Here is a 24206-nt window from a genome sequence, read left to right as displayed (position 1 = left end):
TCCTAATTATTTTATAAATTTTCCAAAAAAGCTTTTTCTAATTTTTTCTTCTATTTCATAAATATACTTTTCTTTTTCCTTAACTTGTTTTTCTAAATTTTCTATATATATCTCTCTTTTTTGAATGCTTTCGTTATACTTATTTAAAACTTTCTCTCTTTCTATAACTTTCTTTTCTAATTCTTCTATATATTCGTCTTTGCCTTGAACATTTTCATTATACCCATTTAAAGCTTTATCTCTTTCCTTAACTTGCTTTTCTAATTCTTCCATATATCTTTCTTTTCTTTCAACATTTTCATTATACTCATTTAATGCTTTATCTCTTTCTACAGCTTCCTTTTCTAATTCTTCTATGTATCTGTCCTTTCCTTGAACATTTTCATTATACTCATTTAATACTTTATCTCTTTCTACAGCTTCCTTTTCTAATTCTTCTATATATTTGTCTTTTCCTTGAGTATTTTCATTATACTCATTTAAAACTTTATCTCTTTCTACAACTTGTTTTTCTAATTTTTCTATATATTTGTCTTTTCCTTGAGTATTTTCATTATACTCATTTAAAGCTTTATCTCTTTCTACAACTTGTTTTTCTAATTTTTCTATATATTTGTCTTTTCCTTGAGTATTTTCATTATACTCATTTAAAACTTTATCTTTTTCTACAACTTGTTTTTCTAATTCTTCTATATATTTGTCTTTTCCTTGAGTATTTTCATTATACTCATTTAAAACTTTATCTTTTTCTACAACTTGTTTTTGTAATTTTTCTATATATTTGTCTTTTCCTTGAGTATTTTCATTATACTCATTTAAAACTTTATCTTTTTCTACAACTTGTTTTTGTAATTTTTCTATATATTTGCTCTTACCAAGAGTATCATCCTTATATTTATTTAAATGATAATCTTTAATTTTTAATTGCTCATATAAACTGTTGATATGTACTATGTTATCTTTTAAAGCAAAATAATTTTTTCTTAATTCCTCTCTATATTCCACAGACAAAGCGTTATTATGTCTTTGATATTTTTCTAAATCAATTTTACTTATAGCACTCATATACTTTTCTTCTGCAAGAAATATTGCTCCCAAACCCCAACTAAAATCGAACCTTATTGTATTTTTAAACTCTTTAGATATCTCATCCCAAAATTTATTTGAACCCATGATATCACCCAAGACAATATCTTCGCTTATATCATGTAAAAGAATTATACCATCACTTTTTAACTTCGGTAACCAGTTATAAAAATCATGTTTAACATCATCATAATGATGAGAACCATCTATATGAAGTACATCAATTGACATATCCTCAAAACTCAAAAGAGCTTTATCAAATGTCATTCTTAACATATTAATGTTTTGATTAGCGTAAAATTTGTCTGCGGTTTCTTTAAAAACAGAGTATACATCATTTTCGTAGTCATTTCTAGTAAAATCATCTCCTGCCCATGTATCAACGGCATAAAAATGAGTTTTTAAATTAAAATCCTTAATTGATTGAGTAAAAGCAAAAGCTGAACATCCATAATGACTTCCCAATTCAACAATAGTTTCTGGCTTGAAAAAGCTAACAAAATCATATGCAAAATTTCTATGTCCAGACCAAGGCGAATATCTTAACAATTCATAATTTACTTTATCACATTCAAACTTGGGATTATGATATATCCACTCTTCCATTTTATATTACCTTCCTTATTATTCATTTACTTTAATGTTTCTACTGTATATTCCTGCATAGAATTATTAAAGACACCAAATATTGTTTTTCCCATTGTACTTGCTACTAAATGTATTGCATTATTTATCCAACACTGTTCTGTTTGATTTAAGACTTCTATGCCTTCTCCAATACCTAAAGTAATAAAATAATTTCCTTCTCTAATCTCTGGCCATATGACTTTAAAGGATATAATATTTTTACCTTCCTTTAAAGGAACTTGTTCTACTTCTGATGTTAATGATGTTTGTCCAAAAATTTCATTACCGTATTTATCTCTTACTTGATAACCTACAATTAAGTTGTCTATATTTTTATTTGAATTTACTATAATTGAAATATTAATTTCATCATCTTTTTTACAATTTTCTGAAAAAGGTTCTCCATTGATGGAATAAAAGTATTTTTCAATAATTACATCCATATTACCACTATATTTATCTTCTTTTGGACTCTTATAGTCTTTTAAATTAAGTATTTCATCTTCTTTACTATAAGTTAATGCTATACCATCATTTATTCTTCCTTGTTTGATTCTAAAATATTCAGTGATTGCTTCATTAGGTTCACCATCAAATTCTATATTTCCTTTATTCATAACAATAATTCGCTTACAAAATTTTGTCAACGCATTCAAATCATGAGATACAATCAATACAGTAGATTTTCCAGCTAGCTCTTTCATTTTTTTATAACACTTTTGTTGAAAAAACACATCTCCAACACTTAAAGCTTCATCTATAATTAGAATATCTGGATGTACATTTATTGCTATTGCAAATGCTAATCTTACAAACATTCCTGATGAATATATTTTTACAGGTTGATTTATAAAATCTCCAATATCAGCAAAATCTAATATATCTTGTAATTTTTCATCAGTTTCTTTTTTTGAAAATCCCATTATCATTGTATTAAAATATATATTTTCAAGTCCTGTATATTCTGGATTAAATCCTGCTCCTAGTTCAAGCAACGCTGAAACTGTTCCAACTGCCTCTATTTTTCCTTCTGTTTGAGTTGATACTCCCGACAAAATTTTTAAAATTGTAGACTTTCCAGAACCATTTAAACCAATAATTCCAACGCACTCACCTTTTTTCACTTTAAAACTTACATCATTTAAAGCATAAAAATCTTTATGATATTTCTTTCCTGATATAGAAAACGCCTCTTTCAACCTATCTTTTTTATTTTTATATAAAGGATATATTTTTTTTACATGTTCTACATTTATTACAATCACTTTTTACACTCCTTACAATCCATCTGCTAAATGCGGTCTTAACTTTTTGAAAATCAATGCTCCTACAATAAATAAAGTAGCTGTTAATATCCAAAAATAAATTGATGTACTTATTCTGTGCCAAAATGGTATTTTATAAATAAAACTATCCCTATAACCCCTGATAATATAATACATAGGATTTATTTTTAATATTTGTGCCACCGACGGTTCCATCTTATCTACATTCCAAAAAATAGGTGTTGCCCAAAAACCAATCTGTAAAAACATCGATATCAATTGCCCCATATCTTTAAAAAATACAGAAAGAGCTGATATTGCCCATGATAATCCCATTGAAAATACAATAAGAGCAAAAGAATAATAAAATGCTTGAAAAAAGAATATATCTACTTTATATCCATAAATTAAAAATATAAAATATATAAATAATATGAAAAATATATGTACAAAAAAAGCCGAAACTATTTTCATGATTGGTAAAATGCTCACTCTAAACTTTACTTTTTTTACCAAATAATTATATTCATATAAACAATTGGCTGAGGATATAAGAATGTCATTAAAAAATATCCAAGGAATATATGCAGGTATAAACCATAAAATAAATGAAAAATTATCAACTGGCGCTGACTTAAATCCCATCTCAAAAACAAACCAAAACACTAAAATTGTAACTAAAGGCTGAATGAACGCCCATAAGATTCCAAATATAGAACCTGCATACTTCGCTTTAAAATCATTTACTGATAATCTTAATAAAAATTCTCTATCTTTAATCAAATCTTTCAAAAATTGAAAAAAACTTAAAAACATAAAATACCTCCAAAAATTTTGATAACATCGAAACCTTTTAAATTGCCTATCCTTCTTAATTTTTTATAATAATAAAATTATACTTCAATACTTGTTATTATCCATTATTTATTTTTTAGAAACCATAATATAGAAGCTATTGAAATTTTATTTATACAAAACTTATGTAATTAATAATCAAATATATTTATTATACTATCTAATAAATATATACTTTATTAGATTAAATATTTTTTTTATTGCCTTCTGAGGGTCTTTTATAGCTTTTTTACACATATTAACTAATGTGCTTAGCTTTATCTTTACTTCATACATAATTGATAAACCACTTAGTTTATCAAATTCATCCATATTAAATAATCTTCCTTGATTATCCTCTATAAGAATAGCTCCTCTCCAAAGATTAAATAATGATTTTCGTTTATAGTAATTCCTATTATTCAAATATTCGTTATAATCTAATCTAATAACATATGGTTTTACATCTTTTGATTCTCCAATGCTTACTGAATTGTATATTTTTTCAAACTGCATCATATCTAATACATTTTTTTTATTTATAAAATTCTCCATACCATGCAATATGAATTCTTTAGACGGACTTTCCATTTCCAAATACTCTATGTACTTTAATATTTTTTCAAATACATCATATGCACCATCTTGAACTTTTTCTATGCAGCTATATACACTTTGATTTTGTATATCAACTAAATCAGGAATTACAGCGCCATATTTATTATGCTTAAACGTTTTTAAAGATCCTTCAGGTGCTGTAAAGATGAATTCATATATCATTGCATTGTCTATAATAAAATTTCTATTTTTCATAGGATGTCCATTATTAAATGCATATCCAAAAGCTTTGTCTTTTATTTGTTTATCTATTGACTCTATTGTCCCAAAATAATATCCATTAACATTTTTATTTATTAAGTTAACAATAGCTTTATGTGTTGAACCAGCCCAACCTATATCAAAAATATTCACTGTATTATAATCCATTACACCCTCTTGGTTTAAATATTTTATTAAAATATCCTTCTCTTTTTTTAATATCCTATTTATATCACTCCATATTTCTTCTAACATTTTTTTTACTCTATATATATTTTTATCTGTTATTCTTTCTTCTAAATTATTTAAACAATATTTACCTAGAATATCTAAGTAGTTATTACTATCCAACCCTAAATTATTAAATATTTCCTTAATATTTAATTTCTGATTAAAACCCGAATTATATATAGTAAGGATATCTATAGCTTCATCTTTTTTATCTATTAAGCTAGGATATATATAAGCACGTCTAGATGCATATAAATACTTCCCTAATGGTAAATTAGGGTAATGCTTTTTAAGTTTATTATATAACTTAAAAGGTACATATCCATCTCTTGCCAAGAAATAAATATTATCTTTATCTTTAAGCCATTTTAGTAAATCAAACATTAAACCTATATAAATTGAAGAAACATATTGTACACCAAACAAATCCCAATAATTGTAATCATTTTTATAATATTTTGTATTTATTTGTACAGAATATATTATAGAATCAGATAAATTATTAATTTTAGGAATATTTTCTCTTTCTATAAGTTTTTTATAATAAATTCCTTTTATACCCTCTTTTTGTGCATTTATAATATCTGATTGGTAATTATCGCCTATATGAATCCATTTAGCATTTTTACTTATGTTCATTTCTTCTCTAATATATGAATATAAACTTCTTGTAGCTTTAGTTTTCTTAACTTCTGATGAAATATATAAGCCATCATATTCTGTATATCCATTTAATTGTAATAATTCTTTAACGATAGTCTTAGATAAGTACATATCACTAATCATAATAACTTTTTTATTCTTTTGTTTAGCATAGTTATATACATCTTGCATACAACTATTTGGAATTAAAAAATTTTTTTCGCATTCTATTTCTAATTTTTTTAAATGATTAGCAATATCTCCTAGCTTCTCTTCTATATTTTCATATATATCATCTAATGATACGTCTTCATATTCACTTCTTTTTCTTGCAATATTTTCTGAAGATATTCTTATTTTAAAAAAGTTAATTTTCTCTTTATATTTATTAAAATATTTTATTTCAACAACTTTAAATATATCTGATGGCTTAACAACATTTCTTAATAATAATGTATCAAAAATATCAAATGACACTATTTCTGAATCATCTATATATTGCTTCAACTTTTCTATTTCTTTCTTGTAATCCATTATTCATCTCCTACCTCATGTTATTGGCAATTACTTTTGGAGAAATAAGCCTTTTTCCCATAAATCACCAATATACTTTTTATGATAGAATTCGTGTTTTGTTTAGATTGAAACTTATTTTTTTATTTAAAATGTTAATTTCAATCTAATTCTAAATCTCAAACTCAATTTTCTGTTCTTTTAACACTTTCCACTTCTTGTCTTTTTTAGAAAAAATCAATTTTTCATTCCCGTCTACCGGCCACTCAATCCCAATCTCATCATCATCCCATCTAATCCCACCTTCATCCTCAGGATGATAAAACTCCGTACACTTATATGTAAACTCAGCTTCATCAGATAAAACTAAAAATCCATGGGCAAAACCTTCTGGTATATAGAACTGTTTTTTGTTTTCTGCACTTAAAATAACTCCATACCATTCACCATAAGTTTCAGAACCTTTTCTCAAATCCACCACTACATCAAAAACTTCTCCGCTTATAACTCTAACCAATTTACCTTGTGGATGTTTCTTTTGAAAATGAAGTCCTCTAAGTACTCCTTTTTTAGACTTTGATTGATTATCTTGAACAAATACCATATCAAGACCTACTTCTTTAAAATCATTATAATTATAAGTTTCCATAAAATAACCTCTGTTATCTCCAAAAACATTAGGCTCTATTACATACAAGCCATCTATAGGCGTTTTGATAAATTTGAATTTACCCAAATCAATTCTTCCTCTCTACTTAGTTTGATACATTTTATTATAGTAGTTTTGGTATTCTCCACTATTTATATTATCCATCCACTCTTTATTTTCCAAGTACCATTGTATTGTTTTCTCTATGCCTGCTTCAAAAGTAGTTTCAGGCTCCCATCCTAATTCTTCTTTTATCTTTGTTGGATCAATTCCATATCTTCTGTCATGTCCTTTTCTATCTTCTACATATTTAATAAATTCTTCTTTTATTGTATTATCTACATTTTCACTTAAATATTTAATTATTGTTTTAACAATGTGTATATTTGTTCTTTCATTATGTCCCCCTATATTATAAACTTCCCCTAGCCTTCCATTATTAATTACCATATCTATCGCTTTACAGTGATCTTCTACATAAAGCCAATCACGAACATTCAAACCATCACCATAAACAGGTAATACTTTTTTATTTAAACAGTTATTTATTATAAGAGGTATCAATTTTTCTGGAAATTGATATGACCCATAATTGTTTGAACATCTAGTTATATTAACAGGCATTTTATATGTATCATAATATGCCTTGACCATTAAATCAGCACTAGCCTTACTTGAAGAATAAGGACTGTGAGGATCTATTGATGTAGTTTCCATAAAATATCCTGTTTCTCCTAATGAACCATATACTTCATCTGTTGAAACTTGAAGATATTTTTTACCTTCTTTAAACCCGTCTTCTGTTTCCCATACATTTTTAGCTGCATTTAAAAGATTTACTGTACCAAGTACATTAGTCTTTACAAACACCTCTGGCTCTCTTATACTTCTATCCACATGAGATTCAGCTGCAAAATTAACTACATAATCTATATCATTTTCTTCAAACAATTTAGTTATTGATTCCTTATCGCATATATCAGCTTGTACAAATTTATAATTTAGATTATTTTGTACACTTCTTAAATTTTCTAAATTTCCAGCATACGTTAACTTATCAACATTTATAATTTTTATATCATCATACTTATTTAACATATATATAATAAAATTTGAACCAATGAATCCTGCTCCACCTGTAACCAAATAAGTTTTCATGTGTTTCCCTCCATTTTTTTAATAATTATAGTTTTTCTACTGCTGATTCTTCAGCCATTCATAGCTCCTTATATTTATTAAAATTGGGGTTATATTCTCTTATAAACACCTTTAAAGCTTCTTCCCATTCTCTCATTTCATCTCCAACTGTACATCTAAGCATCATATTATCAAGTGAAGAAAAAGATGGTCTTTTAGCTACTCTTTTGTACTGTTCTGATGTTACTGGAGAAACTGTACAATCTATATCTGCAAATTCTACTATTTTGCATGCAAAATCATACCAGCTACACTCTCCTTTTCCTGTACAGTGATATATTCCATATTCTTCTGTAAGAGCAACTTTTAATATATGATGTGCTAAATCCTCAGCATTAGTTGGATTACCTCTTTGATCATTTACTACATCTAAATGACCTTTTTCTTTTGCAGCTTTCATTATTGTTTTTACAAAGTTCTTTCCATTATATCCGTATAGCCATGCAGTTCTTACTATAAAATATTTGCTGCAAAACTGCTGAACATATCTTTCTCCTAATAATTTTGTTTTTCCATATACACTAACTGGACTCGGAACATCATACTCACAATATGGTATCGTTCCTTCTCCTTCAAAAACATAATCAGTTGAAATATGTATAAGCTTAGCTCCTATTTTTTTACAAGCTTTTGCTAAATTTCTTGCTCCCAATGCATTTACTTTAAATGCATCTTCTTTATTTTCTTCACATCCATCAACATTTGTATATGCTGCTGGATTTATAACTATATCTGGCTTTTCCTTTTCCATAAAAGCTTGTACATCTGCTATAGACGTTATATCTAAATTATCTATATCTATTCTCAGTATATTTGATGATTCATATATAGGATCAATATCTCCAAGTTCGCTTTTTCCTTCTTTTAATATATTTATAATTTGACTTCCTAGCTGTCCTTTAGCACCCGCTACTAATATTCTCATAAGAATTTCCTTTCTATTACGTAATTGCAACCTCGTCTATTGCAATTTCTCTTTCTCTACTACTAGCTATTCTTAAAAGATACTTACCATACTCTGTTTTCTTTAAAGGCTCTGCTAATTCAACCAATTGTTCTCTATCTATGTATCCCTTTCTATAAGCTATTTCTTCTAGGCAAGCTATGAAAAGTCCCTGTCTTGTTTGAATAGCTTCTACAAAGTTTGCAGCATTCAGTAATCCGCTATGAGTTCCTGTATCAAGCCATGCCATTCCTCTACCAAAAAGCTCAACCTTAAGCTTTTTTCTTCTTAAATATTCATTATTAACAGAAGTTATTTCAATTTCTCCTCTATCTGATAGCTTTACATTTTTAGCTATTTGAACAACATCATTATCATAGAAATATAAACCTGGTACAGCATAATTAGATTTTGGATTCTCAGGTTTTTCTTCTATAGATACTACATTTTTATCCTTATCAAACTCAACTACTCCAAAGGATTTCGGATTACTAACATGATAACCGAAAATTGTAGCTCCTTCTTCTCTTGAAACAGCTCTTTGAAGTCTTTCACTAAAACCATATCCGTAGAATATGTTGTCACCTAAAACTAAGGCTACTTTATCATTTCCTATAAATTTTTCTCCTACTATAAATGCATCTGCAAGCCCTCTAGGTTCTTCTTGAACCGCATATTCTATTTTTAATCCTAAATAACTTCCATCTTCAAACATTTCTTTAAAAGTATTTGTATCTCTAGGAGTTGAAATAATAAGAATCTCTTTTATACCAGCAAGCATAAGTACTGACATTGGATAATATATCATTGGCTTATCATATATAGGCAATGCCTGTTTTGATATTGATTTAGTTATTGGATATAACCTTGTACCTGATCCCCCTGCTAATATTATTCCTTTCATATCATCTTCTCCTTATATTGCTCTTATTATTGTAGTAATTACAGCTTCACTTAATCTATTTAAGTTATAGTTTATTAAACATCATTTTTAACATAATGTATTTTAATACTATATTCCACATCATTCCTATTTTATTATACCTTTCTGTTTTTGGTATTTCAATAAATTATTACATAATTATCGCTTCATATTATTATATTGTTGTCTATCATTATCTAACTTTGTATAAAAATCTCCCTACTATATATATCGTTTTCCTTTTCTCTTTCTTAATTTGAAAACCCCTTTTTTTGACCCTTTTAAGCTATGTAATATAAACCAGTTAAGTTATTATATTTCATAATAACCTTGTTGTTCTTTATTTATATATATTATGATGATTTTTCTTATATCTTGTCATGTTTAAGAATGGCATTCCCCCGACACTTTAAATAAAAAATCAGAGTAAAAAAGAAAAGATATTATTGATTTCAAATTCTCCCCCAAAATCAACAATATCTTTTATCTTTTCTCTCTTATCTTTACTCTATTCTACCGCTTCTCTGTTTTTTTAACTTCAAATTAATACTTATCCCCATACCAAGCAACACCCAAAATACTGGTGCAACAGATACTACGCTGTCATTAAATATTCCAGCTACTATATAACCGCAGCAAGCTAGAAAAACAGCTAAACCTAAAACAGAATAAAAATCATTAAATTCGTTTTTAAAATAAGTTTTTATACTTGATACAAAGTATATTAAAAACATTGCAAGGAGTGCTATTAGAGATATAACTCCTGTATTTATTCCTGTTTGAAGATATAAGCTATGAGCCTTATCTACAAGCATATTATCTGTTCCATAAGCTATTACTTTTCCTACGTAATCATCCTGTGGAAAAAATATAGCAAAAGTATCTGGTCCATTTCCTATAAACATTGTTTTCTTCAATAAAGGTATAGAACGGGACCATATATATCCTCTTGCAGAACCTATCTTTTCTTTACCTTCAAAACCAAATTTTTCAACCTTTTTCAAGTCAACTTCTTGTTTTTTATGATTTATAAACTTAGCTTCATTATCCTTTAGCGCAAACTTTAAATGTGTATGTGCTTTTATTAAAGTTAACACTGTTTCCTCTCCTGATGATGTATAAGTTTTTCCTACTTGTCCAACATACTCTTTGTACCTATCGTCATTAAATACTAATTTACCATTTGAAGTTATCTTTGTATCTATCTTTTTATCATTTTCATCTTTAAACTCTATTTTTTCATTTACAAGATTAAAGCTTAATCTTTCTTTAGATGTGTATACATATACTTTTCCATCTTTAATCTCAACATCTTTTAAATAAGATCCTTTTGCTTTACTTAAATCTCCCGCATCACTAACTATACTTGATAATCTTGATACAAGCCTTCCATCAGAGGCTTTATTCATTCCAAATATTATAATAACTACTACAGCCAGTGAACCTAGTACTATTTTCCAATTTTTTATTAGAACTTTTCTAAGAAGTATAATCATCATCACTAATGCAAATACTCCTCCTATTACTCCAGCACGTGAGTTACATCCAATCCAATTTATAAACATCAATGCTGTAACTATTATCATAGGTATTTTATATTTTTTATCCTTTATAAGCAAGGATAGTGTCATAGTAAAAGGAAACAACATAGCCATATAGCTTCCTACATAGTTATAGTGATACATTGTAGCATATATTACGTTTTCACCTAAATAAAAGTTCATCTTTGCATTTTCGTATTTTGATGGAAGTATCAACTTTTTAACAAAATCCGTTTTAAAAGGATCATTTCCAAAATACTGAAGCACTCCAATTATTCCTATAAATATAGCTGAGCACAAAAGTGCAATAGTAATAACCTTATACTGTTTTTTTGTATTTAAAACGTTTATAGCTGCTATCATTATACATATGTACGCTAAAAGAATTAACATACCTTCATATCTTTCTACAAATCCCAAAACAGATATAGACTTATACTCAGAAAGTATTGTTGATAAAACAATAAAAAATCCATATATCCCCATAGGTATGTATATTATATTCTTCTTAAATTCAATTTCCTTTTTAAAAAGCTTTATTATCATTATAAGTAAAGCTATTGATGATAATATAAGTATTGTCTCCATTTTATAATATGAAAATAAGTCTGCACTTTTACTAGGTCCTTTCCAATAAACCTTTGCTGCACCTTGAAGCTTAACTACTTTTAAATAAACAATCAAAGGTACTATTGAAACCAAAAATGCCAGTGGTAAAACACTATACCACTTTTGGTTATTTTCTTGTATATCCATAATATTTCCTCCTCATTTAATACTAACTCATTATCTCTTCTCTTTTCTCTCTAATCTTTTATCTGATAATTAAGTTCAGTTTTGAACTAGGTTATCTATATTTACTTTATCATAGATATTATACCATGTAAATATATTGAATTTGTTAAATATAAATGAATAAAAGAACAAAAGTATATATTGCTATAAAGACGTTTCACTTCACTAAGAAAGTTTGTTCAAATGCCTTTTACGCAATATATACTTTTATTAGGATACTTAAAGTTAGAAATTATAAAATTTCATAATTTCCTATAGAATAAAACTAAAAACCAAAGAGTGAAAACACTCATTGGTTTTTAGTTTTAAAGATATGTTATTAACTTTTTTGATATGCTATTGAATTTTTCACTGCAAGATAGGACTGCAGCATTTTGATTTGATTTTTATTAGATATGAAAATATATTTCTATTAAATCCGCTCATTTATATCAAAGCAAGGAAGGATACAAGAAATATCCTTCTTTACTTTATTAATTTAATTATTACTATTTATCAAAAACAGTAGTAAGTTTCCAAGCAGCATTATCTTCATTTTTCAATTCTACTTCTGTATCAATTGTAGTACCGTTACCTTCTTCATCGAATACTTCATTAGAACCTGTTCTGATTGATAATGATACAAAATCATCTATTGAATCAAAATCATCTTCATCTGCACTAGTTGCATCAAGTTTTAATATAACAGTTTTGCTATCTAAAAGTTTAGCAGCTACTACATCTACATCACTATCATCAGTATCAAATGTAAGGTTATTGATATTAGCACTTGACATTGCTTCTTCAAATTTTAATACTACAGCTGCAGTTCTAGTGTTTCCATCTTTATGGAAATCAGTTACCATTACTGCATCTTCATAATCATCTCTATCATCTAATTCAATACCCATTGCAACTGTTGTTGTTGAATTATCATTGCTATCTTCTTTTAATATAGCTAATGCTGGATTTATTTCATCTTCAACTATCCAAGCTTGACTTCCTTCTAAAGTATCACCATAGTTGTTTTCTGATTTTGGTGTTTCTATAGTTGTAACTGCAACTACATATTCTTCGTCACCTTTTTTGATGTTTCCATTAAATAATAATTGATCATCTTCATCTAATGTGTAAGTTATTGTTGTTTTACCATTTTCATTATCAACTCTCTTAGATGCTGGTGTTATTATTGCACTATCGCTTGCAGCTACAAATTTGTTATCTACCTTATTACCATATTTAAGTACTATATCAGCTTTTTCAAAGTCAATCTTATCTTCTAATACGATTTTTATAGTTTCTAAGTCTGTAGCTGATGGATTATCATCATCTAGTCCAACAGTTGTTTTTCCAGCAACATCTGTATCAATAACGCTTGTTCTGTTTTCATTAACATCTTCTAATTTACTTATTGATAGTTTAAGTTTCTTTCCTTTGAAATCAAATCTATCATCATTATCTGCCTTATTTCCAGGAAGTTTGATTTCTGCTTTATGAGCATCTTCTACTGCTTTTACACTAGCATCATCATAATCAGATAAGTTAATTTTCTTTATAAGTTTATCATTTTCATCACTTATTGATAAATCATAGTTTTCAAGATTGTTTATAGCATATCTACTTTTATCTGATAACATTTCAGTATCAAAATCTACAACTATCTTTTGATCACTTTCACTTGGATTATAGAATCTAGCTGTTACCTCGTTAATAGATTCATTTTCATGTGCTGTAAATTTAGTAGTGTAATCTTTTATGTTATTTTCAGCTTTATCTTCAACATCTTCTATTTTTAATTCATACTTAGTTCCATCTTCTAATTCTTTTGCTAAAGTTAAAGTAACTTCATCATCATCAGTTAAATCAGCATGAGAAACTCTAATATTTTTACCATCTGGATCTGTAACTTTGTAGTTTTCTTCCTTTTCTGCTGATTCTCTATCTAAATCTTCTGTGAAAGTTATTACTACTTTCTTGTTTGGATCTGTTAAATCTGCATCTTGCTCAATCTTTTTAACTTCTGGTCTAACTTGGTCTTTAGTTATTTCAGCTTTAATATTTAAATCATCATTAGTCTTTTCCCATAAGTCTTCTAATACATCAGATTCTACAAATACATATGCAGTTTCTGGTAATAAATAATCTGTTCCAAAGTGTAATGTTACTTCATTACCATCTATTTCAATAGCTTCTGCTTTGTTTTTAGCTGATGAATGATAGAATCCTTTGATTACATCATCATCTTCGTCTACATATTCGAAACCATCTTCGCTATCATATTTCTTTTTAACATCATTCTTATCCATAGCTATCTTAGTTTCATCTTCGAATTCATGGAATCTAACATCTTTGTTGAATACTAAAGTTATTTCATCATCTTTAGCTTTTTTGTATTCAACTATTTTTAAAGCATCTTTATTGATATTTACTTTTGTTTTAAATGTGTCTTTCTTCAAGCTATATCCAGCAAAATCTTCTGCTCCTGATTTAATATCAACAGTTAAATCTTCACCATCTTTTAACTCACTGTAAAGAACGATATTTAATTCTTTACCATTATTAATAGATTTAACTTCTTCTATTGAATAGTCTCCATCATTAACTTCAAAAGCATCTTTTAATTCTTCATTTTTTTCAGCAACTACTGGCTCAGTTAATTTAAGTTTTATAGTTTTTATACCAACAACATCTACTGATTCAACTTCTGGCATATTAAAATCTTTAACTTCAAAATCTTTTGTTGTTTCTGTACCAGTAACATTTTCGTCAACTTTTAATTTATATTTAGCTTGGTTTTCATAATCTCCATCATCATCGCCAACTTTACTGTGATCTACTGTTAAAATCACTGTTTTACCATCTTCTTCAAGATCAGCTGATTTTATTAAATCATCTATTTCATCTTCATCAGCATCTTCTACTGTATAGTTTTCTTCATCTGTTGCTTCGTCTTTAGCATCTCCAGTTAAAACTTTGTTGAAAGTAACTTTGATTTGAGCAGCATTTAAAGCTTCTACTTCTTTAACTACTAAATCACCAGTTTCAGTTTCTTGACCTTCTTCGTTGTATGCAACTTCTCCGTCTTTAACAACAGCTTTTTTAACTGTTGGAACTTCTACAACTCCAGCATCTTCTGATTCTGTAAATGCGTTCATATCGAATGCACCTTCAGCGTTCATGAATGCATCTGAAACTGAAGCAAAGCTTACATATCCATTTTTATCATCGTGGTATGAATGAACTCCTTTTCCTTCAGCTAATTTAGCTGAGAAATCTTCATATAATGGAGCTTCTAATCCTTCGCTGTTGTCTAAGAAAGATTGTACTAATTCTGATTTACTATATTCGTATACATTTTCACCAACTTTTACTGTGTAAGCATCTACTGCTGCGAAAGCTTGAGATGTTAACATTGCTGATGCAACCATTCCTGCTAATGCTGCCTTTGAAAGAACATTAACAACTTTTCTTTGTTTTGCCATAATAGTGTTACCTCCTCATACTTTTATGTTAAAATATTTTATTTTTTATTTAAAATGTAAAGTCGCTCTTGGCTAATTTACTTATTTTACAGTGAATGTGTAATTGTTAGCATCTTTTAATGCTTCTTCATCAGTTGAATAGATTACAGCTTTAAATGTTTTGCTGTTTTCATAATATTTTAATTTTGTTCCATCATTATATTCAACTTCGAATTTTTCTCCATCTACTCCAGTTACTTTAACCATTCTGCTCATTGCATCTAATCCAGCTGCAACTTCTACAGTAGCTTCTGGTGTTTCAACCTTTGTGCAAACTACTTTGTAGCTTTCAGCATTCTTTAATGCTTCTTCATCAGTTGAGTAGATTACAGCTTTGAATGTTTTGCTTGATGAATAGTATTTTAATTCTGTTCCATCACTATAAGTTACTTTATAGTTTTCAGCATCATCAACATTTAATGTTACTTTAACCATTCTGCTCATTGCATCTAATCCAGCTGCAACTTCTACAGTTGGTGTAACTTCTCCAGTTCCTTCAGTTACTGTTACAACTTTAAGAACCCAACCATCATATTTGTTTTGACTATCAGCTTTTTTACCCCATACATCTACAAGGTAAGTTCCTGGTTTTTCAAAAGTATATGAAGTAGCTTCTGCTGTTTCATAATCTTCATCTATCATCCATCCTTCTTTTCTTGTTGCTGCTGATGGATTAAATATGTGTAATTTATATTCATCTGATCCAGTTATAGCTATTTTTTCTCCTGCTTTGTAAGTATCTTTAAGTCCAAGTTCATCCATGTTTGCTCTTTCAGCAAAATATCCATCTTTTTGAACTTTGAAGTTTTTCACAGCATAGCTGTCATATTTAGCTTCTGAACCAGCTTTTTTAATCCAGATTGAAGCTTTATATGCTCCTTCTTCTAAATTCTTAACTGCTGTTGGAATAAATGGTTCTGTACCTTTTACAGCATCTGAATAACCATCAGTTATTTCAAACCATTTTCCTGTTTTAATGTTTTGAGCCCATACTCTGTATTGAACTTCTTCTTCTGTGTTTGCTTGAAGTACAAATGAGAAATTGTCACCTGCTTCAACCATTGTATGATTTGGTGCTATATAAGTTACTGCTGGTACTTTTGCTGTGTTAACTTCAGCAAATGCTGGTTTAACCATTCCTACTCCTGAAGCTACTAGCACAGCTGCTAAAAGCATGCTTATCTTCTTTTTAACCACTTTTGTTCCCTCCCATTTTGTTTGTATTTTATTATTTTTTAAATTATTAACTTTGGGTTGAATAATTTATGTAAGTTAGGGAAACATAATACTATAAAAATTATATCTCCTTACAATTACCATACTTAAACTTTTTACGTATTAACTCAATATTCTACATAAATTTAATAAATCCTTCTTTTCATAGAAGTATTACATGTTTTAATCGGTAATTCATGCTGATGAAGTAATAAACTTAATTGCCAAGTTTTATTACAATATTAATTATATAGGTTTTTGTCCCACTTATCAACAACAATTAAACAAATTATGCGTGGTAATTTCAAAACATTGATGATATATTTACCATCATTTCATTAAGATTCTATAAATTTTAAAAAAGTTTTTATAACTTATTTCTATCTTTAACACATATCACCACATAGTTACTCAATTCTTACATAAAATTACCTTATCGAATTGATTTTATAATATTTTACCATAAAATGCAATAGAAGATGGTATATTTTTTATAAACTCCATAATATATATTTCGAAATCACACTAAATATTCTTTACTGTTTTATTTTGGTAATTTTTTTTCATAATATTATTACATATAGAACTACGTAGACTTTTTTCTAAAAGTTATACCTTTTTATTATTTTTTATATTGAATTTGCATATTAACCATACAATTAACATAATATACTTTTAACTATAAAAAGTTACCCATTTTTCAACTATTAACTATTAATTATTAACTATTAACTATTAATTGAAGTTTATGGGGGAATAAAATTGAAAAAACAAAATAAATATCTTCTTCTTAGATTGATATATAAAACAAAAGAAGATGATATTTTTGCTTTAGGTTCTCAACTTGCTTACAGCTTATTGTTATCTTTTTTTCCTTTTTTGATATTTTTAATGACTATGATTGGATTTAGTTCTGTTACGAGCAACGATGTTTTATTAAGTTTAAGAAGAATTATGCCTTCCAATGCATTTGAATTGATTTATGCTACCGTAATAGAAATTTTTGATTCCAGAAAAAGTGACTTACTTTCTTTCAGTTTGATCATAACAATTTTTATAGCTTCTAACGGTTTTACTGCCGTTATAAACGCTTTAAACAAAGCCTACGATATGAACGAAAATCGTTCATTTTGGGAAGTATATCTTACTGCTATTTTATGTACTTTTATACTTGCATTTATGATTATGTTTTCACTTTTTTTACTTGTATTAGGTAATCTAATAGGTATAACTATAAGCACCACCTTCAATCTACCTTCAACCTTTGATTTTGTATGGGATTTATTAAGATATTTCATTACATTAATGTCAATGATATTTATTTTTGCTATCATATATAAGCTTACTCCAGCTAGAAAACTTAAATTTGTAGAAGTCCTCCCTGGCTCAATTTTTGCAACCATAGGTTGGTTAATAGCCTCTATGTGCTTTGCCTTTTATGTAGATAACTTTAATAATTATTCAAAACTCTACGGAGGAATAGGCGCAGTTATAGTATTGTTGATATGGTTGTTTTTGACTTCAGTAATTATATTAATAGGAGGAGAAATTAATTCATTGCTCATTGAAAGTTGACGTTCTGTGTTAGCAAGCTAACAGGCGAAGTTGACATGAAATGTCTACTTAAAGACATTTTAGTTGACATGCGGTATCAGCAAGCTGATACTAGCAGTTGAGAGTTGAAAAACAGACAAAGATTGGTATGCTGTGTCAGCTAGCTGACAAACGCAATAAAATCGAGTATAGATTATCCATACTCGATTTTTTAATTAGTATTTGTTTGATAGTTTATTTTTTGTTTTGTAGTTTTTACTATAGAGTTTAACATTCTAATTATTTCATGTAAATCATTTATTAATGATTTACCTTTAAATTGGGTTAAAAATTTAGTTTCTACCAAAAGTTCTATCCAATAATCTGTTTCAACAGCTTCTTTTAGTGCTATGTTAAATTTAGAAAGAAAATCTTTATCACTTTGTGCATCTAACCCTTCTCTTATATTTGCACCAATACTAGTTCCTGAACGTACAATTTGCTTAGATAATATATATTCTTTTTTTTCAGCACATAAATATTTATATAATTCAATCATTCTAATTGAAAAATTAAATGCATTTTTATATACTATACTATTATTTAAGTTTCTCATTGATAACACTCCTTAAATTTATTGTAAATAAGTATTATCAATTATCACCTTGGTAAGAAAAAATATTCATATTAATCTAAAAGATTTTTCTTCTTCAACTCTCAACTGTACCTGTTAGCTTGCTAACACAACATGTCAACTAAAATGGCAGTTTTATGGCATTTTCACGTCAACTTCGCCTATCAGCTTGCTGATACAGAACGTCAGCTGCTTTTTAGACTTCCATAAACGCGACCCCAACAAGTCCTGGTCCACTGTGCACTCCTGAAACGGGACTTATTTGTCCTCCTATTTGTACTGATTCAACTTCATCTATTTCCTTGATTTTTTCATAAACATCTATTGATTCTTCATAAGCATTTCCATTCATAATATAAGCTCTAATTTTTTTACCTTGAAATTCCTTCTTTAAAATATTGACTAATCTACTTAAAGATTGTTTTCTTCCTCTTACTTTATCGTATGTAAAATATTTTCCTTCCAAATCTATACTTATTATAGGTTTAATATTTAAAAGACTACCTATTGCACCTGAAATTTTTCCTATTCTTCCACCTCTTTTAAGGTATTCTAATGTCTTAACTACGAAAAACACTTTAACCTTTTTCATTAATAATGGAATTTTATTTACTATTTCTTCAAAGTTCTTACCAGCTTTAATCATTTTACCACATTCTTCTACTAATATACCTTCACCTAAAGAAATTGATTTAGAATCACATACATAAGTTATTATATTTTTGTAATTTTCAGCAACTAGTTTTAAAGCATTTGTGATTCCTGATAATCCTGACGATAGAGTTACAGCTATAACGTGCGTATAACCTTCTTCTTCTAATCTTTTAAATAAATTCTCCATATCCTTCATAGAAGGTAATGATGAAGTTGGAACTTCTTTATCCAAATTATTATAAACTTCCTCTGGTGTAATATCTATTTTATCCTTATATTCCTTATCCTTATATATAATTCTAAAAGGTAAAACATTTATATTATATTTTTTTATTATTTCATCTGTTAAGTCTGCTGTAGTATCTGTTATCAAAGCAATTTTGTTCATTGATACTATTCCTCCTTATAACATATCATTTTAAACTTTTGTTTATAGGTTTATTTTGCTTCTTTTTTTATGAAATATTATGCCTCTGAAAAAAATAACAATTCAAAGCTACAACGGATATTTTTTTGAATATATCTTAACTTCAAATTAATATTTTATGAATTTTTTATTAACATTACTTTAATTTTATTATTTAACAGCTATGTTGTAAAGAATTTTCTACATTTTTATGGTAATAAATGAATTTTTGTCGTTATATGCTATTAAAAAGTGTAAAGCACTTTTTTAAATTAAGAATTAAAGTTTTGTTTTTAATTCCTTAACACTTTTGTCATCAAACTGTAACAAAAGAGGAATAATATATACTTAGAGTTAATCGATACACAAAAACAAGGAGGAATCCATATGAGAAAATTAGGACACAGCAATAATACTTTTGAAGATCAACCTTTTATTGATGGAGAAATTATTCAGGATAGTTATATAAAATCCGATTCTACCAAAAAAAATAATAAAAACAAAGGTTCGGGTAAAAAAATTATTTCTTACATTATAATAGGTTTAGTTTGCGCATCACTTGGAGGAGGTATATCTTCTTTTGCTACTATTAAATATTATAATAACTTAGCTGCTGAACAAAAAATCGAAAATAATATACCTAATAATAACAATAACATAGTTAAAACAACAAATAATACCGTACCATTATCTGTTGCTAATATTGCAAGGCAAGTAGGTCCTGCTGTAGTAGGTGTTGCTACAAAGAGCATGACTTCATATGATGTATTTGGATTTCCAGAACAACAGGAAGGTATGGGTTCTGGTATTATCTTCAACGAAGATGGATATATTCTTACAAATTATCATGTAGTAAAAGGAGCAAGACAAATAAATGTCATTCTTAACGAAGGTAAAGGAAAACCTGGAAAAGAAATTCCTGCAAAATTAATTAATTACGATGCTACTTTAGATGTAGCTGTTATAAAGCTAACAGAAAAAGTTCAACTTCCTGGTGTAGCTGAATTTGGAGATTCAGATAATATTGAAATTGGAGAACCTGCTGTTGCTATTGGAAACCCACTTGGAAAAGAATTTTTAGGTACAGTAACTGCTGGTGTTGTAAGTGCTGTTGATAGAGAAATACAAATAGAAGGTGAAAAACATAAATACATCCAAACTGATGCTGCAATTAACCCTGGTAACAGTGGAGGAGCTCTTGTGAATGTATATGGACAAATAATAGGCATTAATAGTGCTAAAATAGGTGGTAGTCAGGTAGAGGGTATTGGTTTTGCTATTCCTATTAATGAAATAAAACCTAAAATAGAACATTTATTAAAACCGATTTTAAAAATTGGTATTGTAGCAAGCGACATTGATTCAGCTCGTTCTAAACGATATAATGTCCCAGTTGGAATATATATTCACCAAATTGAAGAATTCAGCCCTGCAGAAAAAAGTGGCTTATTAGCAGGAGATGTTATTGTTAAATTTGACGGTAAAAAAGTTAAACAAGTAACTGAATTAAATAAGCTAAAACAATCTCATAATGTAGGAGATGTTGTTAAAGTAGAGCTCGTAAGAAACGGGAAAACTAAGACCCTCGATTTAAAATTAACAAATTAATTAAATAGCTAATTATCATTAATTTAATATAGTAGTTATAATTTCCCCCTAAAAAATTATAACTAAAAAAGTAGTATAGATTAATTCTCATCTATACTACTTTTGCTTTTCATAAAATATCTACCATATCCCTAGTATCTATAAATAAACTTTGTCAATTTTTCTTCATAGAAAAATAAAATTTAACTCCAATTTTGGTATTTTCTGCTCCATATTCGCTGTGGTGAAGTTCTAAAATATTTTTTACTATAGCAAGTCCTAGCCCTGTTCCACCAAGCATTCTATTTCTTGATTTATCTATTCTATAAAACTTATCCCATATTTTTTCTATTTGACCTTCCGGTATATTATTTCCTTCATTCTCTACTTCAACCCAAACCTTATCCTGTTTAATGAATGCTCTCACTATAATTTTACCTTGATTTTTTGTATGTCTTATAGCATTTGTTAGAAAATTGGTTATAGCTTCTTCGATTTTATTTTCATCACCTAAAACTTTTAAATTATCTTGTACATCCATTATTATTTCTATATTATTTTCTTCATCATTTTGATAATTTAAATTCTTTAGTCTTTTTATAGTTTTTATTATTGTTTCATCTAAAATAAATTCATTCATGTTCATTTTAAAAGTACCAGATTCCATTCTTGATAGCTCAAGCATATCTGCAACAAGTCTACCCATCTTTTGGGCTTCATCAATTATTACATCTAAATAGTATTCTCTTTCTTCTCCTTGAACTATATTATCTTTTACTCCTTCAGCATATCCTTCAATTAAACTGATAGGAGTCTTTAATTCATGAGAAACCGATGCTACAAATTCCTTTCTCATTTTTTCTAATTTCTTTTCCTTTTCAATATCCTTTTTTAATTTTTTATTGGAACTCCTAAGGGAATTTAAAGCTTTATTCAAATTCTCCGATAAAAAATTCAATGTTGCTGCAAGATTTCCAATTTCATCTTCTCTATTCGCATCACATTTTTCTGTGAAATCAAACTTAGACATTTTTGTAGCTTTCTTGTTTAGATTAACAAGTGGTCTTGATATCATTTCAGAATAAACAAATGATAATATCAGTATTAAAACTACTGCGGCTATATATATGTATATATAATATTCTTTTATTACATCTGCAGCTTCATTTACTGGCTGAAGAGAAGAAACTGCAAAAATCACTTTAACAGGGATATTGTTGATAACTACTGGAGACACACAAACGATATTCTTAATATTATAAAATTTACTATCAAATATATATGTAATAGCTTCTCCTTTGTTTTGCAAATCAATAAACGCTTTTGGATCAGATGTCCACTCTTGTATTATCCCTTTTATTACATTAACTCTAGTGGAATCCTTAAGTTCATCCTCATAATTAGTTATATAATTAAGTAATCCATTACTTTCTAAAATAACTATCTTTGCATTATTGCTTTGTTCAAATTTTTCAATGATTCTTATGGTTTGTGTGCTCCTTTTTAAATTTTTAATATAATCCTTTTGAAAGCTTTCTAATTCTATTTTAAGCTTATTAGTTTTTTTATTTATATAAAATTTTTCAAAAAATAATGATTGAAAAATAAGCTGAATACTTATGAATGATATAAAAAACACTGTTGTTACAATAAACAATTTAAAAGTTATACTTTTTTTATTTATTCTCTTCAAATTTATACCCACACCCTCTTACAGTAACTATGTATTTAGCTTTATTCTTTAGTTTTTCTCTAAGCCTTTTTATATTTGTGTCTACTGTTCTAGCTCCTCCATAATAATCAAATCCCCATACCTTATCTAAAATTTTATCTCTTGTTAAAACTATACCTTTGTTTTTAACAAATAATAATAACAAGTCATATTCTTTAGGTGACAACAAAATATCTTCCTCATCTATTTTCACTTCATGAGACAACTCATTTATTTCTAGTCCATTAAAATTCATAACTCCTTTTTTATTTTTAGAATTAATTCTCTTTAACAATGCTTTTCCTTTTGCCACTAGAACCTTAGGACTAAAGGGCTTGGTAACATAGTCATCTGCTCCAAACTCATACCCTAAGAGCTTGTCATCTTCCTCTGACTTTGCCGTCAAAATAACTATAGGCACATCTGAATTTCTTCTTATATTCTTACAAACTGTATATCCATCCATATAAGGCATCATTATGTCTAGTATGATTAAATCTACTTTATTAGCATTAAATATTTCTAATGCTTTTATACCATTTTCAGCTTCCAAAATATTAAATCCACTACTCACAAAATAATCTCTTATAAGTTTCCTCATTCTATCTTCATCTTCTACTATTAAAATAGTAGTATCCATTTTTAATCACCACCCTTAATATAATTCACGGTTAAAAGTATTAATGCAATTAAGAATTAACAATGAACAAAATTAGTTTTTTTGCATATATATAAAATTGTTCTTAAATTTATTTTAACACAAATATTAAAACATCTAACAAGAGCAAATTATATAATTAATTCTTAAATTTTAATTCTTAATTGTTATTTAAAAAAGTTTCCATTGAATTTCCTTTTATTTCCTGTTATAATTTTTCATGTAACTATTTTTAATAATCATA

At 27.6% G+C, this 24206-nt stretch carries 17 protein-coding genes; 2 read left to right on the top strand and 15 right to left on the bottom strand.

Annotated features, from left to right (window positions below; all coding sequences use genetic code 11):
• Nucleotides 1-6 precede the first annotated feature (6 nt).
• From OW763_RS09175 to OW763_RS09125, 11 genes are all read right to left on the bottom strand, one after another.
• Nucleotides 7-1692 (bottom strand): class I SAM-dependent methyltransferase, encoded by a 1686-nt coding sequence (locus OW763_RS09175; protein WP_268040811.1) that lies wholly within the window; start codon nucleotides 1690-1692, stop codon nucleotides 7-9.
• 26 nt (nucleotides 1693-1718) lie between these two features.
• Nucleotides 1719-2978 carry an ABC transporter ATP-binding protein gene (locus OW763_RS09170; RefSeq protein ID WP_268040810.1) on the bottom strand — a complete coding sequence of 420 codons (1260 nt, stop codon included), beginning with the start codon at nucleotides 2976-2978 and terminating at the stop codon, nucleotides 1719-1721.
• Nucleotides 2979-2990: 12 nt separating this feature from the next.
• Nucleotides 2991-3794 carry an ABC transporter permease gene (locus OW763_RS09165; RefSeq protein ID WP_268040809.1) on the bottom strand — a complete coding sequence of 268 codons (804 nt, stop codon included), beginning with the start codon at nucleotides 3792-3794 and terminating at the stop codon, nucleotides 2991-2993.
• 195 nt (nucleotides 3795-3989) lie between these two features.
• The gene (locus OW763_RS09160; RefSeq protein ID WP_268040808.1) at nucleotides 3990-6038 is read right to left on the bottom strand and encodes a hypothetical protein; all 2049 of its coding nucleotides are present in this window, start codon (nucleotides 6036-6038) and stop codon (nucleotides 3990-3992) included.
• Nucleotides 6039-6189: 151 nt separating this feature from the next.
• The gene (rfbC, locus tag OW763_RS09155; protein WP_268040807.1) at nucleotides 6190-6753 is read right to left on the bottom strand and encodes a dTDP-4-dehydrorhamnose 3,5-epimerase; all 564 of its coding nucleotides are present in this window, start codon (nucleotides 6751-6753) and stop codon (nucleotides 6190-6192) included.
• A gap of 15 nt (nucleotides 6754-6768) precedes the next feature.
• Nucleotides 6769-7824, bottom strand: a complete 1056-nt coding sequence (rfbB, locus tag OW763_RS09150) for a dTDP-glucose 4,6-dehydratase (RefSeq protein ID WP_268040806.1) — start codon at nucleotides 7822-7824, stop codon at nucleotides 6769-6771.
• 58 nt (nucleotides 7825-7882) lie between these two features.
• The gene (gene rfbD / locus OW763_RS09145; RefSeq protein WP_268040805.1) at nucleotides 7883-8788 is read right to left on the bottom strand and encodes a dTDP-4-dehydrorhamnose reductase; all 906 of its coding nucleotides are present in this window, start codon (nucleotides 8786-8788) and stop codon (nucleotides 7883-7885) included.
• Nucleotides 8789-8804: 16 nt separating this feature from the next.
• Nucleotides 8805-9710: a glucose-1-phosphate thymidylyltransferase RfbA gene (gene rfbA, locus OW763_RS09140; protein WP_268040804.1), complete on the bottom strand. Its 906-nt coding sequence runs from the start codon at nucleotides 9708-9710 to the stop codon at nucleotides 8805-8807.
• Nucleotides 9711-10231: 521 nt separating this feature from the next.
• On the bottom strand, nucleotides 10232-12025 hold the full coding sequence (locus OW763_RS09135) for an O-antigen ligase family protein (protein ID WP_268040803.1): 1794 nt from the start codon (nucleotides 12023-12025) through the stop codon (nucleotides 10232-10234).
• Nucleotides 12026-12552: 527 nt separating this feature from the next.
• Nucleotides 12553-15525, bottom strand: a complete 2973-nt coding sequence (locus tag OW763_RS09130; protein WP_268040802.1) for an Ig-like domain-containing domain — start codon at nucleotides 15523-15525, stop codon at nucleotides 12553-12555.
• 81 nt (nucleotides 15526-15606) lie between these two features.
• The gene (locus tag OW763_RS09125; protein WP_268040799.1) at nucleotides 15607-16761 is read right to left on the bottom strand and encodes a hypothetical protein; all 1155 of its coding nucleotides are present in this window, start codon (nucleotides 16759-16761) and stop codon (nucleotides 15607-15609) included.
• 780 nt (nucleotides 16762-17541) lie between these two features.
• On the opposite strand from OW763_RS09125, the gene OW763_RS09120 reads away from it, so the two are divergent.
• The gene (locus tag OW763_RS09120) at nucleotides 17542-18354 is read left to right on the top strand and encodes a YihY/virulence factor BrkB family protein (RefSeq protein WP_268040798.1); all 813 of its coding nucleotides are present in this window, start codon (nucleotides 17542-17544) and stop codon (nucleotides 18352-18354) included.
• A 190-nt stretch (nucleotides 18355-18544) separates the two neighbouring features.
• Here OW763_RS09120 and OW763_RS09115 read toward each other — a convergent pair whose 3' ends face one another.
• Together OW763_RS09115 and OW763_RS09110 are read right to left on the bottom strand one after the other, a co-directional pair.
• Entirely contained in the window at nucleotides 18545-18928 is a 384-nt protein-coding gene (locus OW763_RS09115) for a four helix bundle protein (RefSeq protein ID WP_268040797.1), read from the bottom strand.
• Nucleotides 18929-19142: 214 nt separating this feature from the next.
• Entirely contained in the window at nucleotides 19143-19988 is an 846-nt protein-coding gene (locus tag OW763_RS09110) for a DegV family protein (RefSeq protein ID WP_268040796.1), read from the bottom strand.
• Between the two features lie 405 nt (nucleotides 19989-20393).
• On the opposite strand from OW763_RS09110, the gene OW763_RS09105 reads away from it, so the two are divergent.
• Nucleotides 20394-21614, top strand: coding sequence for a S1C family serine protease (locus OW763_RS09105; RefSeq protein WP_268040795.1), 1221 nt, complete (start codon nucleotides 20394-20396; stop codon nucleotides 21612-21614).
• A gap of 154 nt (nucleotides 21615-21768) precedes the next feature.
• Here OW763_RS09105 and OW763_RS09100 read toward each other — a convergent pair whose 3' ends face one another.
• Together OW763_RS09100 and OW763_RS09095 are read right to left on the bottom strand one after the other, a co-directional pair.
• Nucleotides 21769-23286, bottom strand: coding sequence for a sensor histidine kinase (locus OW763_RS09100; protein ID WP_268040794.1), 1518 nt, complete (start codon nucleotides 23284-23286; stop codon nucleotides 21769-21771).
• Entirely contained in the window at nucleotides 23270-23944 is a 675-nt protein-coding gene (locus OW763_RS09095; RefSeq protein WP_268040793.1) for a response regulator transcription factor, read from the bottom strand. Before OW763_RS09095 ends, OW763_RS09100 begins: the two co-directional genes overlap by 17 nt.
• Between the last annotated feature and the right edge of the window lie 262 nt (nucleotides 23945-24206).

The organism is Clostridium aestuarii (assembly GCF_026735135.1).
Classification (GTDB): Bacteria; Bacillota; Clostridia; order Clostridiales; family Clostridiaceae; genus Clostridium_H; species Clostridium_H aestuarii.
Note: the sequence above shows the minus strand (reverse complement) of the source record. Positions and strands in the feature narration are given on the sequence as shown.